Raw genomic sequence first — 26,034 nt, forward strand, 5'->3', positions numbered from 1 at the left:
CGATCACAGGTGCAGCCGGTAGTGGGTAAAGCCCTCGGCATCGCGCCCGAGTGGAACCGGGCGGAAGGCCGCAATGTCGTCAAGATGCACGGGGGAGGCGTCTCCGGCTGTGATCGAGACCGTGGTGCCGGGCATCGGCAGGAAATGCCAGTTGCGGTGCGGTGCTGCCCCGACACTGCCCTTGCGCTGGATATGTTCGGAGAAGACCGACTGCACCCGTGTGCCATCGGTAAACACGACCTGCAGCGCGGCGGCGGGGTCCTGCAGGCGCGCGCGGCCTGCGCGGTGGTTGTTGGTCACCAGCAGGAATTCCGCCGCGGGGTCGACTGGGCGCCCATTGTATCGCAGTCCGGCGATCCGTCGCGCGCCGGGATTGATCAGCCGTCCCTGCACGTCGAATCGCGAAGGTTGGCTAAGGTCTATGGCGTAGGAAAGCTGCGGAATGCTCTCGAAGACGAAGGCCGGTACCCCGTCGTCGCGCAGTGGGGAATCGATCGACCCGGGTGCGATCTGGCGGAAGACAGCGGTTGCGCGCTCCAGCCACTCGGTCAGTTCCGCCCCGGTCAGGAGAAGCGTGACGAGCGTGTTCGGAAATGGGTAGAGATCGGAAAGGTTGCGCATCCGCAGCGGACCCGCGGCGATGTCGGTGAAGTTCGCCGGGCCACCCCGCCCCCCGGCGCGGAACGGCGAGGCGGAGGACAGCAGCGGCAACCCCGCCCAACTGGTATCGGCCAGGGCGGTGCGGACGTGATCGGCCTTGGCCTCGGCAATCAGCTGAAGCGAGGCCGAGGGCGCGACGATTGCAAAGTGGCTGTGCAGCGGGACGGTGGTTTCGCCTAACTGCCGCCGCGACCAGGCGAGCGTCGCACGGTGATCCGGCGCCAGTATGTGCTGCAAGGCCGGGGCGGGCAGGGTCTTGTCGGGGTTGCGCTGGCCGATGCGGGCGGAGGAGGCCACGACATGCCAACGACGCTGTCCGGTGGTCCGGCGTTCAAGCTGCAGGTCGATGATCCCGACATGGTTGGCCGAATGTCCCGGCATCACCGCGGGCTTGCCGGCAAGGCGACCCTGGACCGGATCGACCTCGGGCGAAGCGGCAAACCCGGGGCCGGGAAACACCAGGTGGCTGTGGCCAGCGATGACTGCGTCGATCTCGGGCAGGGCGGCAAGGGCGGTGGCGGCGTTTTCCGAACCGTATTCCGGGTCGATCTCGCCGATGCCGGAGTGGGCGAGTGCGACGATGATGTCAGCCCCCTGCGCCCGCAGCCGGGGCAGCCAGGCGCGGGCGGCGGCAAGGATATCGCGGGTGTGGACCTTGCCGCCTGACGAGTCCCTGTCCCATTCCGCGACCTGCGGCGGGGCGAAGCCGATCACGCCGATGCGCAACAGATGCGCGCGACCCTCGTGATCGAAGATCTGGCGGCGCAGGATGGTAAAGGGCGGCAACAGGGTTTCGTCACGTGCCGGGCTTGGGCCGAGCCGCGTTGCGACATTGGCCGAGACGACGGGAAATGCCGCGTCGGCCAGAACATCGGACAGGAAGCGCAGGCCATAGTCGAATTCGTGGTTGCCAAGCGTGGCCGCGTCGTAGCCGAGCGTGTTGAAGGCGGTAATAACCGGGTGCGCCCGGCGCCGCCGCGCCGCCGCCACATAATCCGCCAGCGGGTTGCCTTGCAGGAAGTCGCCATTGTCGAACAGAAGGCAATTGCGCGTTTCGCCCCGGGCCGTGGCGATCTGCTGTGCGATTGCGCCCAGCCCGAGGTTGGAGTTCGGCCGGTTGGCGCAATAATCATAGGGCATTATGCTGGCGTGCAGGTCGCTGGTTGCAATCAGCCGCAACGAGGCGAGCGTGCGCCGCGACGTCACGGCGGAGCTTGCCGCTTCGGCAAGAGGCGTTGTCGAGCCGTTCTCTGGCTCTTTCCGGGTCAGCGACCCTGCAACCGACACGACAGGGGGGCGATACATCGAACTTCCACTGACCTGAGCAAACCGCTACGACCCGACAACACACAGAAAACGCACAGCTTATACGCGAGTTGTTTATCGTTTGGGTTGTGTCAATGTTGTGGCGAATTATCGTTATTCGCGCGGAGGTTGCGGAATTGCGAAAGGTCGGCAATTGCCATTGGCTGTGAGGCAGCGAAGCTTGTAATTCGTCGGAACAATTCAGGGAAAGCGGGTTCGGCATGCGGATTGCAGAAACAGTAACCTTTGGCGGATCCGGCCTGGACCGCCATGCCCAACTGCGACGGGATGTCACGGGACTGGCCGAGGCCTTGGCGAGAGGCACGATCCTGCCCGTCTGGCGTGGCAAGCCTCTCTTGTCCGAGGACCGGCCCGTCTGGGTTCCGGCGGGCCATCCGATCCTTGCCCAGGCGGAACCGCCGGTCTTTCTGGGGATGGACGAGGGCGTGCCCCGCTTTGCCGCCGATCTGTCGGACTGGTCGCCCGAGGCTGGTGCCGCCGCGCCCGAGATGGGGCTTTTCGACCAGACGGTGCAGCGCCACCCTGCCATGGCAGGAGGCGAGGGCTTTGGCGAGCTGCGCGGCGTGATGGCACTTCTGTCCCAGCGCGAGGCTGAGCTGGTGGCGACGGCCAAGGCGCTCTTGCAGTGGCACCGCAGCCACGGATTCTGTGCCGCCTGCGGCGCGAAGTCCGACATGGTGCAGGGAGGATGGCAGCGGTCCTGTCCGTCCTGTGCAGCGCAACATTTCCCGCGCACCGATCCGGTCGTCATCATGTTGGTCACGCGCGGAAACTCGGTACTGCTCGGCCGGAGTCCCGGCTGGCCGGAAGGGATGTTTTCGCTCCTTGCAGGCTTCGTCGAGCCCGGTGAAACGATCGAGGCCGCCGTCCGCCGCGAGGTGCAGGAGGAGACCGGGGTCCGCTGTGGCGCCGTGTCCTACCTGGCCAGCCAGCCCTGGCCTTTCCCCGCCTCGCTGATGATCGGCGCGCAGACCGAGGCGACGAGCGACGAGATCGCGATCGACCCGGACGAGCTGGAACGGGCCCTGTGGGTCACTCGGGAAGAACTGGTGCAGGTCTTCGCCGGGCGGCATCCGGCCATCAGGCCCAGCCGCAACGGGGCCATTGCGCATTTCATTCTGCGAAACTGGCTTGCGGACCGGCTTGATTGACCTGAACTTCCTGCTATCCGGGTGGCGCGGCCCGCCTTTCAACCTGTGGAGCACCGATGAAGCTGACGGCAAAGACCGATCTTGAGGTTCCGGCGGCCTTCGTCTTCGCCACGCTCCTCGACCATGCGTCCTGGGAACGCGAGGCAATCCGCAACGGGGCGGAGGTCGACCGACCGGTGGGCGGGCCGGACAGCGGCGTCGGGGCGGAATGGCGGATCCGGGGACATTTCCGCGGCAAGGCGCGCAAGGTGCTGATCCGGGTCGAGGATCTGAAGCCGGACCACAGCCTTGGCCTGCTGATCGACAGCCCCTCGATCGAGGGCAATTCCCGTATCGAAGTCACGGTGCTGTCGCCGCGTCGGAGCCGGGTGCGCGTAGACCTGGAGGTCAAGCCCAAGACGCTGGCGGCGCGGCTCTTCATCAACACGATGCGGCTGGCCAAGGGCCGGGTGCAGGCCAGGTTCGAAAAGGGCCTGGTCCAGCTGGGCGCGCGGATCAAGGATCGCTACGACCGCCAGGCCTGATCCTAGCCGCGCTCACGGTCGGCGGGGTAGACGCCCAGGATGCCGACTTCGGTGGTGAAGTAGCGCAGTTCTTCCAGCGCCAGGGCGACATTGGCGTCGTCGGGGTGGCCTTCGATGTCGGCATAGAATTCCGTTGCGGTGAAGGTGCCGCCGACCATGTAGCTTTCCAGCTTGGTCATGTTGATGCCGTTGGTCGCAAATCCACCCAAGGCCTTGTACAGCGCCGCCGGAATGTTGCGGACCCGAAAGGTGAAGGTGGTGATCATCTTCCCCGTGCCGCGCCGGGCCAGATCCAGGTCGCGCGACATCACCAGGAAGCGGGTGGTGTTGTTGGCCTGGTCCTCGATGTGGCGGGCCAGCACGTCCAGCCCGTAGATTTCCGCTGCCAACTCGCTGGCCAAAGCGGAGCGGGACTTGTCCCCGGCCTCGGCCACCTCGCGCGCGGCGCGGGCGTTGTCGGAGCTGACCTTGCCGCGGATGCCATGCGCCTTCAGGAAACCCGCGCATTGCGGCAGGATCACCACATGGCCGTGCGCCTCCTTCACATCCCCGACCTTTGCGCCCGGCACGCCGAGCAGGTTCACATGCACCCGGACGAAGGCCTCGTCGATGATGTGCAGGCCGGATTTCGGCAGAAGCGAATGCACGTCGGCCACCCGGCCATAGGTCGAATTCTCGACCGCGAGCATGCCAAGGTCGACCTCGCCCTTCGCGACCTTGTCGACGACTTCCTCGAAAGTGGTGCTGGGGACCGCCTCGAAATCCGGGCGCGACTGCTGGCAGGCCTGGTGCGAATAGGCCCCAAGTTCCCCCTGAAACGCGATGCGCCCCGCCATTCCGCCCTCTCCCCTGTCGAAAACCTGCCCCAAGGGCGTTTCGCCGCGCGTCTACACCTTGAAACCAACCGTTGGAAGCGGATAGATACCGCGCGACACGAGACCCCAGATAGGTGAACCATGTTCGACACGATGACGATGACCAAGACGGTGGGCGCGGTGTGCGGGTCGCTTCTGGTGCTGATGCTGGTGGGCTGGGCCGGCAATTCGCTCTACACCGTCGGCGCCGCGCATCATGGCGAACATGCCGAGGGCGAGTTGACCCAGGCCTACACGATCGACACGGGCGAAGCGGCGGCCCCGGCCGAAGGCGGCGGCGAGACGGTGGATGTCGCCGCTCTCCTGGCGGCGGGCGATGCGGCAGCGGGCGAGGCTGTCTTCAAGAAATGCGGCTCGTGCCACAAGCTGGACGGAACCAGCAAGACCGCGCCGCATCTGAACGGCGTGGTTGGCCGCAATCACGCTTCGGTTGGGGACTTTGAATACTCCGAAGCCATGGCCGCCAAATCGGGCGAGCCCTGGACCCCGGAAGCGATCTTCGCCTTCCTGGAGAACCCGAAGAAGGTGATCCCCGGCACCAAGATGGCTTTCGCGGGCCTGCCGAAACCGGAAGACCGCGCGAACGTGATCGCCTTCCTGACGACCAAGCCCTGAACATCCGGTGCATCGGAAAGCTGCAAAGCCGCCCCCCCAGGGCGGCTTTTCCTTTGCGCTCACGCAAACGCGCGCGCAATCGCGGCTTGTTGCCTCGACAAAGCGCGGTTTAGCATAAATGAATGATGCTGGTGGCGAGCAGGGAGGCTGGCGGATGCGGACAGAGAAGCGGGCGGCGGCACGGACGACAGCGGCGCGGTTCAATCTTGTGCCTCTGGCTGCCACCGGGGCGCTGATCCTGGCCCTTGTTGCACTGGCTCTGCCGGTCCGGGCAGAGACCGTGATCAAGTCGCACGGCATTTCCACCTTCGGTGACCTGAAGCTTCCCGCCGATTTCGCGCATCTGCCCTATGTGAACCCCGACGCGCCCAAGGGAGGCGAGATCAGCGAGTGGTCCCCCGGCAGCTTTGACAGCTTCAACCCCTATGCCATCGCGGGCAACGCCGCCGCCCTATCCTCGATCTTCTACGAATCTATCCTGACTGGCACGCTGGACGACGTCAGCGCCGCCTACTGCCTGCTCTGCGAGACGATGGAGTATCCCGAGGACCGCTCCTGGGTGATCTTCAACCTGCGCAAGGATGTGAAATTCTCCGACGGCAGCCCGTTCACGGCCGAGGATGTGCTTTTCAGCTATGAGCTGTTTCGCGACAAGGGCATCCCGGAATACCGCAGCGTGGCGAACGGCAAGTACCAGTCGGTCGAGGTGCTTGACCCGTACCGCATCAAGTTCACCTTCACCCCCGGAACGTCCTTCCGCGACATGCCCGCCCAGGCCGGCGGTTCGCCGATCTTCTCGAAGAAGGATTACGAGGAGCACCACCGCGACCTGGAAAAATCCGGCCTTGAACCCTTCATCGGCACAGGGCCGTACGTTCTGGACAGCTTCAAACCCGGCCAGCAGATCATCTACAAGCGCAACCCGGATTACTGGGGTGAAAAGCACCCGCTGAACATCGGCCAGAACAACTTCGACCGCATCCGCATCGAGTATTTCGGCGACGACAACGCCGCGATGGAGGCTTTCAAGGCGGGGGTCTACACCTTCCGGACCGAAGCCGATTCCAAGCGCTGGTCCAGCAATTACGATTTCCCGGCGATCGCGGCCGGCGACGTCCTCAAGGAAGTGATCCCATCGGGCGATATTGCCGGTGGCCAGTCGATCATCTTCAACCTGCGCCGCGCCCAGTTCCAGGATCCGCGTGTGCGTGAGGCGCTTGGGCTGGTGTTCAATTTCGAGTGGTCGAACAAAGCACTGTTCTACGGGCTGCTGACCCGGATCAACTCGATCTGGGAGAACTCCGAAATGGCGGCGACGGGAACGCCTACGCCCGAGGAAACGGCCATCCTCAGGCCCCTGGTCGATGAAGGCCTGCTCCCGGCCAGCATCCTGACGGATGAGGTGCCGATGGCCTCGGTCTCCTCCGACGCCAACAACCTGGACCGCAAGAACCTGCGCAAGGCCTCGGCCCTTCTGGACGAGGCGGGATGGACCGTGGGCGATGACGGGATGCGCCACAACGCCAAGGGCGAGAAACTTCGGATGGAGATGGTTCATGTCCGCACCGACCTTCTCCCGGTGATGAACGCCTATGTCGAAAACCTGCGCGCGCTGGGCGTCGACGCCAGCTTCGACATCATCGACGACCCGCAGCTGCAGGAACGGGCCAGCCCGCCGGTCTTCGACTTCGATGCCCTGCCGACAACCGTGGTCAACGGTGGTCTTGAGCCGGGCAGCGTGCTGAAACAGGCCTGGGCCTCGGTCGCCAAGGACAATTCCAGCCGCAACCGGATGGGCTATGCCAATCCGGCGGTGGACAAACTCTTGGACCTGGTCGAGGGGGCGAAAAGCCGCGAGGAACTGACGACGGCAGTGAAGGCGCTGGACCGCGTGCTGCGGTCGGAATTCGTGATCGTCCCGCGCTACTACAAGAAGGACAACTGGGTCGCCTACTACAACATGTACGAACACCCGGCGACCTTGCCCCCATATGGGCTGGGCGAACTGTCGATCTGGTGGTACAACGCCGAAAAAGCCGACGCGCTGAAGGCCAAGGGTGCGTTGAAGTAACCAAAGACGGGCAGGGACCTTGGGCGCCTATATCCTCCGCAGGCTGCTGCTGGTGATCCCCACGCTGTTCGGCGTGATGGTCATCAACTTCGCACTGGTCCAATTTGTGCCCGGCGGGCCGATCCAGCAGATCCAGGCCCGGTTCGAGGGCGAGGGGGATTCGATCCAGAACCTCTCGGGAACCGAAGGCGCCGGGGTGCAGGAGCAAGACTCGGGCTATGTCGGCGCGCGCGGCCTGCCCCCCGAGTTCCTGGCCAAGCTTGAGGTCCAGTTCGGCTTTTCCCGCATCGTCTGCGACAAGGGCTTCACGGGCGAGCCCTCGCTGAAGGCCCCCGAATGCCGGAAAGAGGCGATCCCGGCGCTGGAACGCTTCTTCATCATGATGGGCAAGTATCTGCGCTTCGACTTCGGCGAGAGCTACTTCCAATCGAAGTCGGTCGTCGACCTGGTGATCGAGAAGATGCCGGTTTCCATCACCCTCGGCCTCTGGTCGACGCTGATCGCCTATCTGGTCTCGATCCCGTTGGGCATCCGCAAGGCGGTGCGTGACGGCTCGCATTTCGACACCTGGACCTCGGGCATAATTATCGCGGCCTATGCGATCCCCGGCTTCCTGTTCGCGATCCTCTTGATGGTGGTCTTCGCGGGCGGGTCCTACTACCAATGGTTCCCACTGCGCGGGCTGACCAGCGACAACTGGGCCAGCCTCAGCCCTTGGGGCAAGATCGTGGACTACCTCTGGCACATCACCCTGCCGGTGACGGCGCAGCTGATCTCCTCCTTTGCAGTGCTGACGCTGCTGACCAAGAACAGCTTCCTGGACGAGATCAAGAAGCAGTACGTGATGACCGCCCGCGCCAAGGGCCTGTCCGAGGGCCGGGTGCTTTACGGCCATGTGTTCCGCAACGCCATGCTGATCGTGATTGCGGGCTTCCCGGGGCTGTTCATTTCTGTGTTCTTCAGTGGCAGCCTGATCATCGAGATGATCTTCTCGCTCGATGGCCTGGGCCTCTTGGGCTACCGTTCCATTGTCGAGCGCGACTATCCGGTGATCTTCGGAACACTGTTCGCATTCGGCTTGATCGGCTTGATCGTGGGCATCATTTCCGACCTGACCTATGTCCTGGTTGACCCGCGCATCGACTTCGAGAGGCGCGATTGATGGCGCTCTCCTCGCTCAACCAGCGCCGCTGGAAGAACTTCAAGGCCAACCGCCGGGCCTACTGGTCGCTGTGGCTTTTCCTTGTCCTCTACGGCATTTCGCTCTGCGCAGAGCTTGTGGCCAATGAACGGCCCGTTCTGGTGAAGTACGACGGCGGTTATTACATGCCGATCTTCAAGTTTTATCCCGAAGTCGCGTTCGGAGGCGACTTGCGGACCGAGGCCGACTATTCCACCGACGAGGTGCAGTGTCTGATCGTCGCCGGAGCCTCGCAGGATTGCTGGGATGATCCGACGGGCATCAGGTCGGAAGTCGAGACGAAGGGCACCGCGGCCGGAAAGCCTGTCAACTCCGGATGGATCGTCTGGCCGCTGATCCCATATTCCTACACGACCATCGTCGACACCGGCGGTATCGCGCCCAGCCCTCCATCCGGGCAGAACTGGCTGGGCACTGACGATACCTCGCGCGATGTTCTTGCCCGCGTGATCTATGGCTTCCGCCTTTCAGTGACCTTCGCCCTTGTGGTCGTGGCGCTGACGACGGTCATCGGTGTTATCGCCGGGGCGGTCCAGGGATACTTCGGCGGGCTGACCGACCTTCTGATGCAGCGCTTCATTGAGATATGGGGCGCGGTCCCCGACCTTTATGTGATCATCATCCTGACGGCGATCCTTGGCAAAAGCGTCTGGCTTCTTCTGGTCTTGATGGTGCTGTTCGGCTGGATCGGCAGGGTGGGCGTGATCCGCGCCGAATTCCTGCGCGCCCGCAACTTCGAATATGTCCGGGCCGCAAAAGCGCTTGGTGTTTCCGACTGGCGCATCATGACCCGACATCTCTTGCCGAACGCGATGGTGGCGACACTGACACTGCTACCCTTCGCGATCACCGGCACCATCGGAGCGCTTGCCGGCCTCGACTACATCGGTTTCGGCCTTCCTGCCGACCAGCCCTCTCTCGGCGCCCTCACCCGCCAGGCGCAACAGAACCTCCAGGCCCCGCACCTGGCCTTTGTCGCCTTCTTCACCTTCGCCATCATGCTCTCGCTTCTGGTCTTCATCTTCGAAGGCGTCCGCGATGCCTTCGACCCGAGGAAGACGTTCCGATGAGGCGAGGCAGATGAGCGTTCTCCAGGTCGACAACCTGTCCGTCACCTTCCGCCAGGACGGGCGGCTGATCCCGGCGGTGAAGGGCGTGTCCTTCACAATCGACAAGGGCGAGACCGTCGCGTTGGTCGGCGAAAGTGGTTCGGGCAAGTCGGTGACGGCGCTGTCGACTGTCGGCCTTCTGGGCGACAACGCCAGCGTCACCGGATCCGTCACCTATCGCGGGACGCAGATGGTGGGCGCCAGCGAGCGCGCCCTGCGCAAGGTGCGCGGCAACGACATCAGCTTCATCTTCCAGGAGCCGATGACCAGCCTGAATCCCCTGCACACCATCGAGAAGCAGATGGCCGAAAGTCTGGCCCTGCACCAGGGCCTGACCGGCGACAGGGCCCGCGCCCGGATCATCGAGCTTCTGGGCAAGGTAGGCATCCGCGACGCGGAAAGCCGCCTCGGCGCCTATCCGCACCAGCTGTCCGGCGGGCAGCGCCAGCGGGTCATGATCGCAATGGCGCTGGCCAACGGGCCGGAACTGCTGGTGGCCGACGAACCCACAACGGCACTGGACGTCACCATCCAGGCGCAGATCCTCGACCTCCTGGCCGACCTCAAGCGGTCCGAGGGGCTTAGCCTTCTTTTCATCACCCATGACCTTGGCATCGTCCGCCGTATCGCCGACCGGGTCTGCGTCATGCAGGGCGGCGAGATCGTCGAGCAAGGCCCGGCGACCGAGCTCTTCGCCAACCCTCAGCATCCCTACACCCGCAAGCTGCTTGCCGCCGAACAGAGGGGTGGCCCCGGCCCGGTCGCCCCCAACGCGCCCGAGATCGTGCGGACGGAAGACCTGCGCATCTGGTTCCCGATCCACAAGGGCCTCCTGCGCAAGACCGTGGGCCATGTGAAGGCCGTCAACGATGCGACCCTGTCGGTCCGGGCGGGAGAAACCCTTGGCATCGTAGGTGAAAGCGGATCGGGCAAGACCACGCTGGCGCTGGCGATAATGCGGCTGATCCCCAGCACCGGGAAGATCGCCTTCATCGGCCAGGACATCCAGGGCCGCGCCCGCGCCGCGCTGCGCCCGCTCCGACGCGAGATGCAGGTGGTTTTCCAGGACCCCTACGGCAGCCTTTCCCCCCGGATGACGGTCGAGGAGATCATCGCCGAAGGCCTTGGCGTCCATGGGCTGGAGCCCGGTCGGAACCGGACCGAAATGGTGGCCGACATCATGCGCGAAACCGGTCTCGACCCTGCCACGATGGGCCGCTACCCGCATGAATTCTCCGGCGGCCAGCGCCAGCGCATTGCCATTGCCCGCGCCATGATCCTGCGCCCGAAACTGGTGGTCCTGGACGAGCCGACCTCGGCGCTGGACATGACAGTGCAGGTCCAGATCGTCGAGCTTCTGCGCGAGCTGCAACGGAGATGGGGGCTCGCTTACATCTTCATCAGCCATGACCTGCGGGTGATCCGGGCGATGGCGCACAAGGTCATGGTGATGCAGGCGGGTGATGTGGTGGAATCCGGCGATTGCGAGGCCGTGTTTACCAGGCCGCAATCCCCCTATACCAAAGCTCTGATGGCTGCCGCCTTCGGAGACTGAAGTGAAGCTTGTCTTCGTCCACCAGAATTTCCCCGGCCAGTTCCTGCACCTCGCGCCCGAGATGCAGCGCCGGGGCCATGATGTGCGGGCGATCACCGAGGCGGCAAACAAGGTCAGTGCCGACGTGCCGATCCTGCGCTACACACATGCCGCGCAAGAGGTTGACCCGAAGGCCACCCGTCTGGGCCGCAACTTCACCACGATGAGCGACCGCGGCGTCAGCGTCGCCCGCTTTTGCCAGCGGCTGCGCGCCGAGGGCTATGTCCCCGACGTGATCTACGGCCATTCCGGCTGGGGAGAGACGTTGTTTCTCAAGGAGGTCTGGCCCGAAGCAAAGCTTCTGGTCTTCGCCGAGTTCTACTATCGCGGCCGGGGGGCCGACAGCGACTTCGATTCCGAGTTTCAGGTTGCGGGCTTCGACCAGACGATGATCGCACAGTCCCGCGCCGCCTATCTCGCACAGGCGTTGGTTCATGCCGACAAGGGCGTTTCGCCGACCGAATGGCAGGCCAGCACGCATCCGCCGCTGCTGCGCAGCCAGCTGGAGGTGATCTTCGACGGGGTGGACTGCGATCGGCTTGCCCCGAACCCCGATGCCCGTTTTGCCCTGCCGGATGGAACGGAGCTGAAGCCGGGCGACGAGGTGCTGACCTTCGTCAACCGCAACCTCGAACCCTATCGCGGCTACCACATCTTCATGCGCGCCTTGCCACAGGTGCTGGCTGCCCGTCCGGGGGCCCGGGTGGTGATCGTCGGCGGCGACGAAGTCAGCTATGGAAGCAAGCCGAAGGATGGCGGAAGCTGGAAAGACCTGATTCTGAACGAGGTGAAGGATCGGCTGGACCTGTCCCGCGTGCATTTCACCGGCAAGCTGCCCTATGACCGGCTGGTCGACCTGATCCATGTCAGCCGCGTGCATGCCTATCTGACTTATCCCTTCGTCCTCTCCTGGTCGATGGTCGAGACGATGGCGGCTGGAACGCTGGTCATCGGCTCGAACACCGCGCCGGTGGCCGAAATGATCGAGGACGGAGTAACCGGCAGGCTGGTCGACTTCTTTGACGTTCCGGCCTGGTCTGCGGCGCTGACCGATGCGCTCGCCCGGCCCGAGGCCTATCTGGGCATGCGGGACGCGGCCCGGCGCATGGTGCGCGAGCGGTACGACCTGCGCTCGGTCTGCCTGCCGAGGCAGGTGGAGCTGTTGACCCGGCTAGAGCGCAGCTGAGACGGCGTCGCCGGTTCAGATTGCCGAGGAATGCTTGGCCTTCTCGCTGTCATAGGCGTCGAAGGCGCGTGCGATCATCCGGGTCAGCGGGCGTGCGCGGTCGGGGATGACGAAGCCCTCCTCCGTCACCCGGACCATGTCGCCGAAGGTTTCCGCTGCCCGCTGGAACAGGGCGTCCAGCCGCGCCGGGCTGACTTGATGATCGGCCAGGAGTTCGGCCCGTGACACGCGGAAGTCGCACATCAGCGCCTCGATGATCCGGGCGCGCAGCAGGTCCTCGCCCTGGAACCTGTGGCCCTTGTGGGTCGAGAAACGGCCATCGCGGATCGCCTTGGTATGCGCCGCCGTGGCCGAGGCGTTCTGCGCGAACCCCTGCGGGAAGCGGCTGATCGACGAAGCCCCCAGCCCGATCAGCGCCGGGGCGGTATCGTCGGTATAGCCCTGGAAGTTGCGTCGCAGCGTGCCCGCCTTCAACGCCTTCGCCATGCCGTCTTCGGGCTTGGCGAAATGGTCGATCCCGACCTCGACATAGCCATCCCACAGGAACAGCTGCCGCGCGGTTTCGAACAGGTCCAGCCGCTCCTCGGGCGTCGGCATCGCGTCCGAGGGAATCATCTGTTGCCGCCTGCTCATCCACGGCACATGCGCATAGCCGTAAAGCGCCACCCGGTCGGGCGACAGCGTCAGAAGCTTCTGCACCGAATCGGAAATCCGCGGCCCCGTCTGGAACGGCAGGCCGTACAGGATGTCGGCGTTCAGGCTGGCCACCCCCCGGTCCCGGATCCGTTCGGCCACGTCGCGCGTCAGTTGATAGCTCTGCTCGCGCCCGATCGCCTTCTGGATCATCGGGTCAAAGTCCTGCACCCCGATCGAGGCGCGGTTCATTCCTGCTGCCGCCAGCGCATCCAGACGGGCGTCGTCAATCTCGTTCGGGTCGATCTCGACCGAGAACTCGCCTGCGGCAGCCATCGGCGCCACGGCGAAAATGGCGTCCGCCAGCCCGCGCATGAGGTCGGGCGACAGAAGTGTCGGCGTGCCGCCGCCCCAGTGCAGGCGGCTCAGGCTCACGCCGCGCGGCAGGTGGCGGCGCAACAGGGCAAGCTCGGCCTTCAGGGTCTCGACATAGGCGATGACCGGCTCGTCGCTGGTGGTGCCTTGCGTGCGGCAGGCGCAGAACCAGCACAGGCGGCGGCAAAAGGGGACGTGAATGTACAGTGACACTTCACTGTTTTCGGGAAGCGCCTCGATCCACTGGACAAAATCGGATGGCCCGACATCGGCCGCAAAATGCGGTGCAGTCGGGTAGGAGGTGTAGCGCGGAACACGCGCGTCAAATAGCCCGAGGCGAGCGAGTTGCGGGTCATGTGTCATGCGGGTAGACTTGCCATTCGACACCGCTTGTCGCCTTGACACAAATCAACCCAGCGGAAAGCCCGGATGCAGGATCACTTTGCACACATCCAGTGTGGCGACTGTCCCATACGCCATCGTGCGGTCTGTGCCCGTTGCGATGCGGACGAACTTCAGAAGCTGGAGCAGATCAAGTATTACCGCAGCTTCCAGGCCGGGCAGACCATCATCTGGTCCGGCGACCGGATGGAATTCGTGGGCTCCGTCGTCACCGGCATCGCCTCGCTGACGCAGACGATGGAAGACGGCCGCCGTCAAATGGTGGGGCTGCTGCTTCCCTCGGACTTTGTGGGCCGGCCCGGCCGCCCAACCGCCGCCTTCGACGTGACCGCGACGACCGATGTGGTCATGTGCTGCTTCCGCAAGAAGCCCTTCGAAGAGATGATGTCAACGACCCCGCATATCGCGCAGCGCCTGCTGGAGATGACACTCGACGAACTTGACGCCGCGCGGGAATGGATGCTGCTCCTCGGTCGCAAGACCGCGCGTGAGAAGATCGCCTCGCTGATTTCCATCATCGCCCGGCGCGATGCCGCGCTTCACCTGCGGAAGAAGACGGGCGCATTGTCGGTCGACCTGCCGCTGACGCGCGAGGAGATGGCGGACTACCTGGGCCTGACGCTGGAAACCGTCAGCCGCCAGATTTCTGCGCTGAAGAAGGACGGAGTGATCAGCCTGGAAGGCAACCGCCACGTCCAGATCCCTGACATGGACCGGCTTCTGGAAGAGGCTGGCGACGACAGCGACGGCGGCATGCTGGTCTGATCCGAATCAATCCGGTCCCGCGACAGCGGTGCGCATCACTTTGCCGCTTCCCGGACCAGTCGTTTCCGCGCCTGTGCAGGCCAGATACTAATATGATGCAAAATGATACATCCATGCGGCATCTTGCGCGATTGAAGTTGTCTCCTGCCTCCCATGCCGATTAGCCGGGGACATCCGCAAAAGGAGGGCCGCCGATCATGCCGAAAACTACCGTCGCCACACTTCTGCAACAGAAGAGCGCGCGAAAATGGGTGCAGGTCCATGTCGACACCGCCGCCGAGGCCGCGGCCGCCGAAGCCGCCGAGATCGTGATCCTGTCCTGCGAGGCCGACCACACCCTGCCGGGCATCCGCGCTGCCGCGCCCTCGGCGCTGATTTCCGCCGGGATGCCGCATGGCTCCTCTGCCACGCCGGACGAGGCCGTCCGTGCCGGGTTCGACGCCCTGCGCCGGGGGGCGGATGCCATTTACTGCTCGCACTCCCCCCGCTTCATCGAGGCCATGGCACGAGAGGGCATCCCGGTGACGGGACATGTCGGACTGGTGCCGAACCTTGCCGCCTGGACCGGGTTTCGCGCCATCGGGCGGACCGCGAAAGAGGCGCTGACCGTGCTTCGGAAGGCGAAGGACATCGAAAATGCCGGGGCGGCCTTCGTCGAGGTCGAGGTGGTTCCGGTCCAACTTGCCGACCATATCACCCGGATGACGCCGATGATCACCATGGGCATGGGCTGCGGTTCAGTCTGCGACACGCAGTACCTGTTTTCCAGCGATGTGCTGGGTACCAACACCGGCCACTATCCGCGCCACTCCAAACGCTACGCTGATTTCGCCGCTATCGAGGCAGAACTGCAGGCCAAGCGGGTTGCGGCCTTCCAGGACTTTGTCGAGGACGTCACCCGGTCGCGCTATCCGGAGCGTCGGCACGAGGTCTGGATGGATGAGGCCGAGGCCGAAGCCTTCGCCAAGGGGTCAGCGTCACTCTGACCCCTTGCCAGCGGCGGCGTCCTGCGGCAGCGTGATGCGAAATGCCTCACTCTGCAAGGATGCATCATGCGCCGCGTCACCGTTGCCGACATCATGCGCGAAACCGGCCTGTCCCGGGCGACCGTGGACCGGGCGCTCAACGGGCGCGGTCGGGTACATGACCGCACCCGCCTGGTCGTTGAAGAGACGCTGCGCAAGCTGATGTCACCCGGCGCCGAGGGTCCGGCGCGGCCAGTTGCCGCCGACATTGCGCTTCGCGTCGGCAAGGGCATGATGGGGCAGATGCGCGCCGCCTGGGAGGCCAGCGGCGCGAAGGGGGCGTTCCATGACCTTCACATGGCGGATGATGTCGCCGTGCTGCGCAGCGTCGAGGCGCTGTGCCGTGACACCTCGCGCCCGCTGATCGTGACGGCCAAGACATCCGACCGGCTGACCGCCGTCCTTGCGGCCGCCCGGGCGAAGGGCAAGCGGATCATCGCCATGATCTCGGATCAGGCTTCTCCGGTGCGGGATGCCTTCGTCGGGCTGGACGACCGCGCCGCAGGGCAGACGGCGGCATTCCTGATCGGCCGCATGCTGGGCGACCGGCCGACCACGGTGGGCGTGGTGCTGGGCAGCCCGGCATTTCGCAACCACGAAGACCGGGAAATCGGTTTTCGCTCCGGTCTCCGGGCGAATTTTCCGAAGGTGGTGATTTCGGGCGAGGCGCAGGGCGAAGACAGCGCCGACCTGACCCGGAATGCAGTCAACCGGCTCCTGCGTGACCAGCCGGCGCTTGGGGCGATCTACAACGTCGGTGGCGGCAACATGGGGCTGGTCGAAGCCCTGCGCGCCGCGGGCCGGGCCTCGGACATGCTGGTCGTCGGGCATGAGGTAAACCCGGTTACGACACCCCTTCTGCGCGCCGGGGCGATGGATTTTGCCATCGCGGGTGATCCGGCGAATCTGCTGTCCAACGCGCTGGCTCTGGCCGGAGATCCCGATCTGGCCAGATCGGGGGCCGAGCGGCATCTGGAGTTCGGCATCTACACCCGGTTCAATCTGCCCGGCTTCGGCGCGGCATGACCTGTCCGCGACGAATCGCCGCGCACTCCGCCGAAACGCGCGGCGAGGTCGCCTTGTCAGTTTGCATCATTGCTTTGCCCCTGCCGGGTCCGTCCCCGGGTCGATGGCAGGAAAAGATGCATAATGACGCAGACACTGATGCGAAATGCAGAAATGTATTGCGCTAACAGTAAGGCCGCCGTCAGGGTGCCTCTCACGACAGCACCTTCTGTCGGGGAGGCTTGGTCTGCGTCGGGGGAGAGAGCGCAGGCTCCTAGGAAATGGATGGGCACCCGCGACCGCGCCTGGCGCGCCCGGTGCCCGGATGGCAGCTTCCTCCCAAGGAAGTTCTCCCAGCAACCTGCGGTCGGGCGGCCTCCGCCCGGCCGGATTTCAAAGGATGGCAGCGATGGACGACCTGAAGTACGGCACCCGCGACAAGCGCGGAAACTGGACCCCGAACAAACCCGCGGGCACCGCGCCGCTGTTCGTCTTCCCTCCGCAACCGTTGGCCCTGCTGAAATGGCTGCCGAGCTACTTCCTGCCCTACAACGCGCTCTTCTTCCTTTCGGCGCTGGCCTGGTGGGCCTGGGTCATCCCGTCGGTCGAAGTGATGCAAACGCTCGCCTGGGGCTGGGTCCTTTGGCTGTTCGCCGTGAACGCTGTCGCTGTCTTCCTGTGGTATTCCGCCTTCGAGTTGCACCTCTACATCCGCCGCGCACAAGGCAACCGCTTCAAGTACAACGGCAAGTTCCCCGCCGACACGCCCTCGGACGTGTTCTGGTTCAAGAGCCAGAACCTCGACAACTTCCTGCGCGGGTTCCTGTCGGGCGTGCCAATCTGGACCGGGCTCCAGGTGCTGGTCCTGTGGTGCTACGCCAACGGCATCGGCAACTGGGTCACGTTTGCCGACCATCCGGTCTGGCTGGTCTTCCTGTGCCTGATCGTCCCGGTGATCCACGAGTTTCACTTCTACTGCATCCACCGGCTGATCCATGTGCCGATCCTCTACAAGTGGGTGCATTCGGTGCATCACAACTCGATCAACCCCTCGCCATGGTCCAGCCTGTCGATGCACCCGGTCGAGCATCTGGCCTACTTCTCGACCATCCTTTACCACCTGATCCTGCCCTCGAACCCGCTGATTGCGCTGTATCAGCTGCACTATGCCGGGTTTGGTGCGGTGCCCGGTCATGTGGGCTTCGACAAGGTGGAGCTGACCGAGGACACGGGCATCGATAGCCATGCCTTCATCCATTACCTTCACCACAAGTATTTCGAGGTGAACTACGGTGACGGCTTGATCCCGATCGATAAATGGACGGGCACCTTCCATGATGGCACCAAAGAGGCCGACGAACGAATGAAGGAACGCTATCGCCAGAAGAAAGAGCGTCTGAACGCCCGCAAGACCACCCCGGCCGAATGACCACCCGAGAAGGACAAGACATGCCCTGGATCGACGCCTGCTCGACCGACGATATCCCTGCCGAAGACGTGATCCGTTTCGATCATGGCGGCCGGACCTTCATCATCGTTCGCAACCATGCTGACGAGTATTTCTGCGCGGACGGCCTCTGCACGCATGAGGAAATCCATCTCTGCGAAGGCCTGGTGATGGAGGGCACCATCGAATGCCCGAAGCATTCGTCGATCTTCAACCTGGCGACGGGCGAGGTCGAGACGCCCCCCGCCTGCGAGAATCTGCGGACCTACGGGACGCGAGTCGAGAATGGCCGGGTCATGGTGAACCTGTAGCGCATCACAAGCGACAATCCCTCCAACGAATCTGAAGACAGACACCTGACTCTGCTGCAAATTCGTGGGGGATCGAATAGCATGGACATAAATCATAGAATCTGATTAATTGACGCCCAGCCAGGAGAGGACGACCGGAATCGGTCGTCGGCCGCGTCGAGAAGGGGGAGGAACACAGCCAATGCCGGGAGAGCCCGAAGCCAGACGGCCCGTGATCGAGATGCTCGGGATCGAGAAATCCTTCCCCGGCGTCCGGGCCCTGCACAACGTGCGGTTCGACCTGTTCCCCGGCGAAGTCCATGCCCTGATGGGCGAGAACGGGGCGGGCAAGTCGACGCTGATGAAGATCCTCACCGGGGTCTACCAGCCCGATGCGGGCGAGATCCGGGTGGACGACGAACCCGCCGTGTTGCCCGGTCCGCAGGCGGCACAAGCGCGCGGGATCAGCATCATCCATCAGGAGCTGTTCCTGATGAACCACCTGACCGCCGCCCAGAACATCTTCATCGGTCGCGAGCCGCGCAAGGCGTTCAACCTCTTCGTCGACGAAGACCAGATGAAGCGCGACGCGGCCGCGATCTTCAAGCGGATGAAGATCGGCATCGACCCGGGCGCCGAGGTCGGGCACATGACCGTCGCCCGCCAGCAGCTGGTGGAAATCGCCAAGGCCCTGTCCTACAACGCCCGCGTCCTGGTGATGGACGAACCGACCAGCGCCCTGAACGAGACCGAAGTCGAGCACCTGTTCGCGGTGATCGAGGACCTCAAGGCCAATGGCGTCGGCATCGTCTACATCACCCACAAGATGGACGAGGTGAAGCGCATCGCCGACCGCGTCACCGTGATGCGCGACGGCCAGTACATCGACACGTTGCCCGCCGCCGCGACGCCGATGTCGAAGATCATCCAGATGATGGTCGGGCGCGAGCTTGCCGACCAGCACCGGGCGACCGGCCATGGCACGACCGAGGAAGTTCTGCGGGTCGAGGGGCTGAACCGCGGCCACGTCATAAAGAACGTCAGCTTCACGCTGCACAAGGGCGAGATCCTGGGCTTTGCCGGCCTGATGGGGGCGGGCCGGACCGAGGTCGCCCGCGCGGTCTTCGGCGCCGACCCCATCGACAGCGGCTCGATCCGCATCCATGGGCGCGAGACTCGCGTTGCCACGCCGGCCGACGCGGTGGCGAACGGCATCGCCTACCTGTCCGAGGACCGCAAGCATTTCGGACTCGTGACGGGCATGTCGGTTCGCGACAACATCACCATGGCCAGCTGGCGCCGCTACATCTCTGGCCGCGTCTTCATGCGGGATGCGGCGATGGATGCGGTCGCCAAGGAATATGTCGCAAAGCTGCGGGTCAAGACCCCCTCGGTCGACCAGGTCACCCGGCTTCTGTCCGGCGGCAACCAGCAGAAGGTCGTCATCGGCAAATGGCTCTTGCGCGACTGCGACATCCTGATCTTCGACGAACCGACACGCGGCATCGACATCGGCGCCAAGGCCGAAATCTACCGCCTGCTGGAGGAACTGGCCGCGCAGGGCAAGTCGATCATCGTCATTTCATCCGAACTGCCCGAGGTGCTGCGCCTGTCGCACCGCATCGCGGTCATGTGCGAAGGCCGGATTACCGGCGAACTCGACGGGCGCACCGCCACCCAGGAAGACATCATGACGCTGGCGACCCAGCGCAACGCCACAGCGGCCTGAACAGGAGACGCCAGAATGTCCGATACAACCATGGACAAATCGGGGACCGGCAAGCCGGGCTTCCTGTCCGCAGCCACCCTGCAGAAGGCCGTCGCCTTCGTCGTGCTCATCGCGCTGGTGCTGTTCTTCTCGATCTTCGCGAACAACTTCGCGACCGGGGCGAACGCCGTCGGCATCATGCAGGCGACTGCGGTCAACGGTGTCCTCGGCGTCGCCGTGACCTTCGTCATCATCTCGGGCGGGATCGACCTGTCCGTCGGCACGATGATGACCCTGACCGCGGTCACGGCGGGCCTTGTCCTGACGAACCTCGGCATGCCCTTGCCCATCGGCATCCTTGCGGCCATCGCGGCCGGGGCCTTCATGGGTGCTGTCTCGGGCGTCGTCATTGCCAAGCTGAAGATTCCGCCGTTCATCGCCACGCTCGGCATGATGCAGATCGCCCGTGGCCTTGCCTTGGTCTTCTCGGGGGCGAAGCCGATCTATTTCAACGATACGCCCAGCTACAGCCTGCTGTCCCCGGAAAGCACGATCTCCAAGCTTATCCCGGGGGTCGAAATCCCGAACGGCGTCATGATCATGTTCATCGTCGCGATCATCGCCTCGATTGTCTTGAACCGCACGATCATCGGCCGGATGATCTTTGCGCTGGGCTCGAACGAAGAGGCCGCGCGGCTGTCCGGGATCAACATCGACAACTGGAAGATCCTGACCTACGCGATCTGCGGCGGGATCTGCGGCATCGCCGGGCTGATCGTTTCGTCGCGCCTGAACTCGGCGCAGCCGGCGCTGGGGCTTGGCTATGAACTTGATGCCATCGCGGCGGTCGTCATCGGCGGTACCTCGCTGGCAGGCGGGCGCGGCACGGTCATGGGCACCATCATCGGCGCCTTCATCATGAGCGTATTGACGAACGGCCTCCGCGTGATGGGCGTTCTGGAAGAATGGAAGATCGTCGTGACCGGTGTGATCATCATCGTCGCCGTGTTCATCGACATCGTCCTGCGGAAGCGGGCCTAAGCAGGAGGAGCAACACCTGCCAGGCACCACTGACGTGACGACCCGGATGCGCAGACCGCACCGGACTAACCCAAAGGGAGTGAGAAATGAAGAAGACCCTCATGACTTCGGCACTGGCCCTCGGCCTTGCCTTCGGCGCGGCGCCGAGCTTCGCCGAAACCTATTTCCCGATCATCGCCAAGGGCTTCAGCCACCAGTTCTGGCAGGCCGTGAAGGCGGGTGCCGAAGAGGCTGCCGCGCGCAATGGCGTGACGATCACCTTCGAGGGCCCGAACACCGAGGCCGAGATCGACAAGCAGACCGACATCCTGAACGCTGCCATCGCCAAGAATCCGCAGGGCCTGGGCTTTGCCGCGCTCGACAGCCAGGCGCAGGTTCCGGCGCTGCAAAAGGCCGCCGATGCGGGCATTCCGATCGTCGCCTTCGACTCGGGCGTCGAATCCGACCTGCCGCTGACCACCTGCACCACCGACAACGTCGCGGCAGCGGCGGCAGCGGCGGATGGGCTGGCCAAGGCCATCGGTGAAGAGGGTAAGGTTGCGGCGGTGATCCACGACCAGACCTCGGCCACCGGGATCGGGCGTCACGACGGCTTCGTGAACCGGATCAAGGAAGCCTATCCGAAAATCGAGATCGTCGACGTCCAGTACGCGAACGACGCTGTGAAGGCGACCGACACGATCAAGGCGATGCTCCAGGCGAACCCCGACATCAAGGGCTTCTTTGCCTCGAACGAAGGTGCCGCCATCGGCCTTTCGGTCGCGATCAAGGAATCGGGCGCCAACATCGTCGGGGTCGGGTTCGACTCGGGCAAGAGCCAGAAGGATGCCATCATGGAGGGCACCCTGATCGGCTCCATCACCCAGAACCCGGTCGGCATCGGCCAGTGCGTCGTCGACAGCCTGGTGAAGGCGCTGGCGGGCGAAACCCTGCCCAAGGTCATCGACACCGGCTTCTACTGGTACGACAAGACCAACATGACCGACCCGAAAATCGCGGCGGTCCTGTACGACTGATCCTTGCGCGCACCCCTCCTCCGGCCAAACCGGGGGAGGGTCCCTTTGCCGGTCAGCCGATCTTTGCGCGCTGGACCAGGGGCGAGCGGCCGAAATGGCTGCGGAAAACTTTCGAGAAATGCGATGTCGACTGGAACCCGCAGGCCATGGCGATTTCCGTCACCGATTGCTCGGTCTGCACCAGCAGATTCTGAGCCCGGTTCAGGCGCATCTCCATGAAATAGTGCTTTGGGGTGGAGTTCAGGTAGCGTGCGAACAGCCGTTCCAGCTGCCGGGTCGATATGCCCAGCTCCTCGGCGATCAGACTGGGGGATTCCGGGGTCTCGATGCTGGTTTCCATGATCGCGATGGCGCGCTTCAGGTGCTCGTTGCGCATCCCGTGCCGAGACTGCACCGATACCCGCTGCGCCGCCGTGCCTTCGCGCACGGCATTGTAGACCATCTGGTCCGCGACTTCGGTCGCCAGGTCCTGCCCGTGCGCCTTGCCGATCAGGTGCAGCATCAGGTCCGCCGCCGCCGTTCCGCCCGAGGCGGTGATGATCTTCTCCCGCGCGACAAAGACATTGCGCACCAGGCGGACGTCCGGGAACTCCTCTGTGAAAAGGTCGTGCCAGGCCCAGTGGACCGCCGTCTCCACCCCGTCCAGAAACCCGGCCTTCGCCAGCACATAGGCCCCCGAGCAGATCGCACCCAGGGGCGTGCCCGACGCCCGTTCGCGCCGCAACCAGTTCAGCACGGGCGCGGTGGTGTGGGATTGCACATCGACACCCGAAATCACGAACAGCCGGTCGGCATGATGCGTGGGTTCCAGTCCCGCCTCGGTCAGCGTGACCGAACCGTTCGAGCAGGTGGCCGTCTTGCCGTCCGCGCTGGCCAGGGTCCAGCGGTAAAGCGGCCGACCCGAGACCAGGTTGGCGATCCGCAGCGGTTCCAGCGCACAGGAAAAGGCGATGTGGGTGAACTCGGGCAGCAGGAAGAAGGTGAAATGCTGGGTCTCGCTCATGTCTCGCACCCTACATGCAAAAGGGCCGCCCCGGAAGGCGGCCCCTCCCGTTCATCTGTCAGGCATCAGTTCGCCGCAGCGCGGGCCGCAGCCAGCCAGGAGTCGTATTCGGCCTGGTGGGCGGCGATCCATTCGTCGGCATGGCGCTTCAGGTCCTCGGGCTTGTCCTCGCCCTTGGAGATGCGCAGCGCTTCGGCCGAGACGTCGTTGATGTCGATCTTCGCCGCTTCGAACAGGGCCTTGGCCGCCGGATTCGCTTCGAGGAAGTCGTTGCGGGCGACCACGCGGATCGAGTCGACGGCAAAGCCCAGGTTCTTGCCGTTGAACTCGGTGTTCGCGGTCGCGCCATCGGGCAGCGGGGTGCCCGCCGGAACCGACAGCCATTCCGCATCCTTGCCCGGGACCAGCTCACCGGCGACCCAGTACGGGACCCAGGTATAGTAGAGGATCGACCCGCCGTTGTCCTTCCGCGCCATCGCGTCGGCGATCATCGCCGGATATGCACCCTGGTTGTGGGTGACGGTGTCGCGCAGCCCCAGCGCGTCGAGATGCGTCTCGATCACCCGCTCGCAGCCCCAGCCGGGGATGCAGCCCGCAAGGTCGGCCTTGCCGTCGCCATCGGCGTCGAAGCGCTTGGCCACTTCGGGATCCTTCAGCATCGACAGGTCGGTGACGCCTGCGTCATAGCTGGCCTTGTCGACCATGTAGCCCTGGATCGCGCCGTCGATCAGCGTGCCGACCTTCGACATCACCGCATCGCCGCCCGCTTCCTGGAAGAAGGCGTCGTGCAGCACGTCCCAGCTCACCGCCATGAAGTCGGCGTCGCCCGCGCCCACGGCGAGGTGCATAGTCTGGTATTCCGCTTCGTTCGGCGTGGCGATGGTATAGCCCAGGTCCTCCAGCGCCTTGAACAGGATCAGGTGCTGCATGTGCTCTTCGATCTGCGTCGGCATGATCGGGCGAACGGTCACGCCCTCGCCGGGCTTGTCATTTGCAAAGGCGGGGACGGCAAGCGCCAGCGCCAGGGCCGTAGTTGCGAATAGTTTCATCAGGTGTCTCCCAGTTGGTTGTCAGGTGGTCTTCTTGAACATGGCAGTGATCAGGCCCACCGGCCCGGTCTCCCACCAATGGCGATGCCCGCGGTCCCGGCCCGACCGGCCAAGCCCTTGGGTGATCCTGTCCAGCACGATGGCCAGCATCACGATGCCCAGGCCGCCGACGATGGCCTTGCCCGCATCCAGCCGCCCCATCGCCCGCAGCACTTCGTTCCCCAGCCCCTTGACCGAGATCATCGAGGCGATGACCACCATCGACAGGGACAGCATGATCGTCTGGTTCAGCCCGGCAAGGATCGTCGGCGTCGCCAGCGGCAGCTCGACCTTGCGCAGGATCTGCCCCGGGCTGGCGCCGAACGCCCGCGCCGCCTCGACCACCGACGGGTTCACCCCCCGGATGCCCAGCGAGGTCAGCCGCACCAGCGGCGGCAGGGCGAAGATGATCGTCACGATCACGCCCGAGACATTGCCGATCCCGATCATCATCACCACCGGCACCAGGTAGACGAAGGCCGGGATGGTTTGCATCGTGTCCAGCACCGGACGGATGAAGCCCTCGAACCGGTCACTCTTGCCCGCCAGGATCCCCAGCGGCAGGCCGATGACCACGCAGAGGATGACCGATGCCGCCACAATCGCCAGCGTCGTCATCGCCAGCCCCCAGGCCTCGGGTGCCAACAGCCCCAGGATCACCAGGCAGGCCCCGACAACGATGGCCCCGCGCCGCCCCGCCGCCTGCCAGGCGATCAGCACCAGTGCCACCAGCATCACCACCGGCGGCGTCGCCTGCAGCGCGCTCTCGATGCCGACGATCACCGTCTCGAAGAACTGCTTGATCGGCTGGATCATCTCGCGGTGCGAGATCGCCCAATGCTTGATCCCGTCGGCCCAGGTCGCGATCCCGAGGTCGACCGAGGCGAAGGGGTTCAGCCAGTTGAAACCTTCGTCTGCCATCAGGCTGCCCTCTCTTCGTCGCGTCCCTGGATGCCGCGCAGAAGCGCGCGCTTCGTCACCACCCCGACCGGCTGGCCCTCCGCCGCGATCAGGATCGGGTGGTCGGTGCCAACCGCGAGGTCCACCAGTTCGTTCAGGTTCATTTCCGGCCTGCCCATCGGCCAGCCGCCGGTATCCTGCGGCCCCTGCGCCTGCACATAGGCACCGAAGGGCTGCATGATCCGCGCTGCCGTCACCAGGTCCAGCTTGGAAATCCCGGCCACGAAGTCGGCCACATAGTCGTCGGCGGGCTTGGTGACGATCTCTTCCGGCGTGCCGATCTGCACCAGGACGCCATCTTTCATGATGGCAATCCGGTCGCCGATGCGGATCGCCTCGTCCAGGTCATGCGTGATGAAGACGGTCGTCTTGTGCAGCTCTGCCGACAGATCCATGAACGTGCCCTGCAACTGCCGCCGGATCAGCGGGTCCAATGCGCTGAAGGGCTCGTCCATCAGCAGGATCGTCGGGTCCGCCGCCAGCGCCCGCGCCAGGCCGACCCGCTGCTGCATGCCCCCCGACAGCTCATCCGGGTATTTCCGGTCCCAGCCCGTCAGGTCCACCATGTCGATGGCCTTGGCCGCGACCTTGGCGCGTTCCGCCTCCGACACCCCCCGCACTTCCAGCGAGAACGCCACGTTGTCCCGCACCGTCCGGTGCGGCATCAGCGCCATCGACTGGAACACCATGCCGATCTTTTCGGCGCGCAAGCGGCGCAGCGCCTCGGCACCCATCGCGTTGACGTTCTGGCCCTCGATATAGACCGTGCCCGAGGTCGGCTCGATCAGCCGGTTGATATGACGGATCAGGGTGGATTTGCCCGACCCCGACAATCCCATGATGCAGAAGATCTCGCCCCGGCCCACGCTGAAGCTTGCGTCCTGCACGCCAACGACACAGTCGAACTCCTCGCGGATCGCCTTTTTCGACAGACCCTTGGCGCGCACGGCCTCCATCGCCTGCC

23 protein-coding genes are annotated in these 26,034 nt (G+C 64.6%); 16 read left to right on the forward strand and 7 right to left on the reverse strand.

The features are described from left to right. Window positions 1-3 precede the first annotated feature (3 nt). The gene (locus JNL31_RS11385; RefSeq protein WP_294973323.1) at window positions 4-1,965 is read right to left on the reverse strand and encodes a bifunctional 2',3'-cyclic-nucleotide 2'-phosphodiesterase/3'-nucleotidase; all 1,962 of its coding nucleotides are present in this window, start codon (window positions 1,963-1,965) and stop codon (window positions 4-6) included. Between the two features lie 221 nt (window positions 1,966-2,186). Between JNL31_RS11385 and nudC the strand changes: the two genes are divergently transcribed. Both nudC and JNL31_RS11395 read left to right on the forward strand, forming a co-directional pair. After that, window positions 2,187-3,137, forward strand: coding sequence for an NAD(+) diphosphatase (nudC, locus tag JNL31_RS11390; RefSeq protein WP_294973325.1), 951 nt, complete (start codon window positions 2,187-2,189; stop codon window positions 3,135-3,137). Between the two features lie 56 nt (window positions 3,138-3,193). Further along, complete coding sequence (locus tag JNL31_RS11395) at window positions 3,194-3,661, forward strand: SRPBCC family protein (RefSeq protein WP_294973327.1); 468 nt, start codon at window positions 3,194-3,196, stop codon at window positions 3,659-3,661. Between the two features lie 2 nt (window positions 3,662-3,663). Here the strand turns inward: JNL31_RS11395 and JNL31_RS11400 are convergent, their stop codons facing one another. Continuing rightward, the gene (locus JNL31_RS11400) at window positions 3,664-4,497 is read right to left on the reverse strand and encodes a prephenate dehydratase (protein WP_294973329.1); all 834 of its coding nucleotides are present in this window, start codon (window positions 4,495-4,497) and stop codon (window positions 3,664-3,666) included. Window positions 4,498-4,617: 120 nt separating this feature from the next. Between JNL31_RS11400 and JNL31_RS11405 the strand changes: the two genes are divergently transcribed. The 6 genes from JNL31_RS11405 to JNL31_RS11430 all read left to right on the forward strand — a co-directional run bounded on the left by JNL31_RS11405 (window position 4,618) and on the right by JNL31_RS11430 (window position 12,312). Beyond that, entirely contained in the window at window positions 4,618-5,151 is a 534-nt protein-coding gene (locus JNL31_RS11405) for a cytochrome c family protein (RefSeq protein ID WP_294973331.1), read from the forward strand. Window positions 5,152-5,305: 154 nt separating this feature from the next. Further along, window positions 5,306-7,222: an extracellular solute-binding protein gene (locus JNL31_RS11410; protein ID WP_294973333.1), complete on the forward strand. Its 1,917-nt coding sequence runs from the start codon at window positions 5,306-5,308 to the stop codon at window positions 7,220-7,222. Window positions 7,223-7,241: 19 nt separating this feature from the next. Beyond that, window positions 7,242-8,384, forward strand: coding sequence for a microcin C ABC transporter permease YejB (locus JNL31_RS11415; RefSeq protein WP_294973335.1), 1,143 nt, complete (start codon window positions 7,242-7,244; stop codon window positions 8,382-8,384). Then, a complete protein-coding gene (locus JNL31_RS11420) occupies window positions 8,384-9,493 on the forward strand; it encodes an ABC transporter permease (protein ID WP_294973337.1) in 1,110 nt (369 codons plus the stop codon). Before JNL31_RS11415 ends, JNL31_RS11420 begins: the two co-directional genes overlap by 1 nt. Before the next feature lie 10 nt (window positions 9,494-9,503). Next, the gene (locus JNL31_RS11425; RefSeq protein ID WP_294973339.1) at window positions 9,504-11,087 is read left to right on the forward strand and encodes an ABC transporter ATP-binding protein; all 1,584 of its coding nucleotides are present in this window, start codon (window positions 9,504-9,506) and stop codon (window positions 11,085-11,087) included. 1 nt (window position 11,088) lies between these two features. Beyond that, window positions 11,089-12,312, forward strand: a complete 1,224-nt coding sequence (locus tag JNL31_RS11430) for a glycosyltransferase (RefSeq protein ID WP_294973341.1) — start codon at window positions 11,089-11,091, stop codon at window positions 12,310-12,312. A gap of 15 nt (window positions 12,313-12,327) precedes the next feature. On the opposite strand, the gene hemN is transcribed toward JNL31_RS11430, so the two are convergent. Then, window positions 12,328-13,683, reverse strand: a complete 1,356-nt coding sequence (gene hemN, locus JNL31_RS11435) for an oxygen-independent coproporphyrinogen III oxidase (RefSeq protein ID WP_294973343.1) — start codon at window positions 13,681-13,683, stop codon at window positions 12,328-12,330. A gap of 66 nt (window positions 13,684-13,749) precedes the next feature. Between hemN and fnrL the strand changes: the two genes are divergently transcribed. The 8 genes from fnrL to JNL31_RS11475 all read left to right on the forward strand — a co-directional run bounded on the left by fnrL (window position 13,750) and on the right by JNL31_RS11475 (window position 22,019). Further along, window positions 13,750-14,487 carry a transcriptional regulator FnrL gene (fnrL, locus tag JNL31_RS11440; protein WP_294973345.1) on the forward strand — a complete coding sequence of 246 codons (738 nt, stop codon included), beginning with the start codon at window positions 13,750-13,752 and terminating at the stop codon, window positions 14,485-14,487. A gap of 197 nt (window positions 14,488-14,684) precedes the next feature. Next, window positions 14,685-15,473, forward strand: a complete 789-nt coding sequence (locus tag JNL31_RS11445; protein WP_294973347.1) for a 3-methyl-2-oxobutanoate hydroxymethyltransferase — start codon at window positions 14,685-14,687, stop codon at window positions 15,471-15,473. 66 nt (window positions 15,474-15,539) lie between these two features. Beyond that, the gene (locus JNL31_RS11450; protein WP_294973349.1) at window positions 15,540-16,538 is read left to right on the forward strand and encodes a LacI family DNA-binding transcriptional regulator; all 999 of its coding nucleotides are present in this window, start codon (window positions 15,540-15,542) and stop codon (window positions 16,536-16,538) included. 388 nt (window positions 16,539-16,926) lie between these two features. Next, complete coding sequence (locus tag JNL31_RS11455) at window positions 16,927-17,946, forward strand: sterol desaturase family protein (RefSeq protein WP_294973351.1); 1,020 nt, start codon at window positions 16,927-16,929, stop codon at window positions 17,944-17,946. A gap of 20 nt (window positions 17,947-17,966) precedes the next feature. After that, window positions 17,967-18,275 carry a MocE family 2Fe-2S type ferredoxin gene (locus tag JNL31_RS11460; protein WP_294973352.1) on the forward strand — a complete coding sequence of 103 codons (309 nt, stop codon included), beginning with the start codon at window positions 17,967-17,969 and terminating at the stop codon, window positions 18,273-18,275. A 181-nt stretch (window positions 18,276-18,456) separates the two neighbouring features. Continuing rightward, window positions 18,457-19,983 (forward strand): sugar ABC transporter ATP-binding protein, encoded by a 1,527-nt coding sequence (locus JNL31_RS11465; protein ID WP_294973353.1) that lies wholly within the window; start codon window positions 18,457-18,459, stop codon window positions 19,981-19,983. Window positions 19,984-19,998: 15 nt separating this feature from the next. Continuing rightward, a complete protein-coding gene (locus tag JNL31_RS11470) occupies window positions 19,999-21,003 on the forward strand; it encodes an ABC transporter permease (protein WP_294973354.1) in 1,005 nt (334 codons plus the stop codon). A gap of 86 nt (window positions 21,004-21,089) precedes the next feature. Beyond that, window positions 21,090-22,019 carry an ABC transporter substrate-binding protein gene (locus JNL31_RS11475; protein ID WP_294973355.1) on the forward strand — a complete coding sequence of 310 codons (930 nt, stop codon included), beginning with the start codon at window positions 21,090-21,092 and terminating at the stop codon, window positions 22,017-22,019. A gap of 52 nt (window positions 22,020-22,071) precedes the next feature. On the opposite strand, the gene JNL31_RS11480 is transcribed toward JNL31_RS11475, so the two are convergent. The 4 genes from JNL31_RS11480 to JNL31_RS11495 all read right to left on the reverse strand — a co-directional run. After that, complete coding sequence (locus JNL31_RS11480; protein ID WP_294973357.1) at window positions 22,072-23,022, reverse strand: GlxA family transcriptional regulator; 951 nt, start codon at window positions 23,020-23,022, stop codon at window positions 22,072-22,074. 65 nt (window positions 23,023-23,087) lie between these two features. Next, on the reverse strand, window positions 23,088-24,071 hold the full coding sequence (gene proX, locus JNL31_RS11485; RefSeq protein ID WP_294973359.1) for a glycine betaine/L-proline ABC transporter substrate-binding protein ProX: 984 nt from the start codon (window positions 24,069-24,071) through the stop codon (window positions 23,088-23,090). A 21-nt stretch (window positions 24,072-24,092) separates the two neighbouring features. Continuing rightward, entirely contained in the window at window positions 24,093-25,031 is a 939-nt protein-coding gene (locus tag JNL31_RS11490; protein WP_294973361.1) for a proline/glycine betaine ABC transporter permease, read from the reverse strand. Beyond that, window positions 25,031-26,034 (reverse strand): glycine betaine/L-proline ABC transporter ATP-binding protein (locus JNL31_RS11495; protein WP_294973363.1); only part of this gene is annotated, 1,004 nt, incomplete at its 5' end. The genes JNL31_RS11495 and JNL31_RS11490, both read right to left, overlap by 1 nt.

Source organism: Tabrizicola sp. (assembly GCF_016792905.1).
Classification (GTDB): domain Bacteria; phylum Pseudomonadota; class Alphaproteobacteria; order Rhodobacterales; family Rhodobacteraceae; genus Tabrizicola.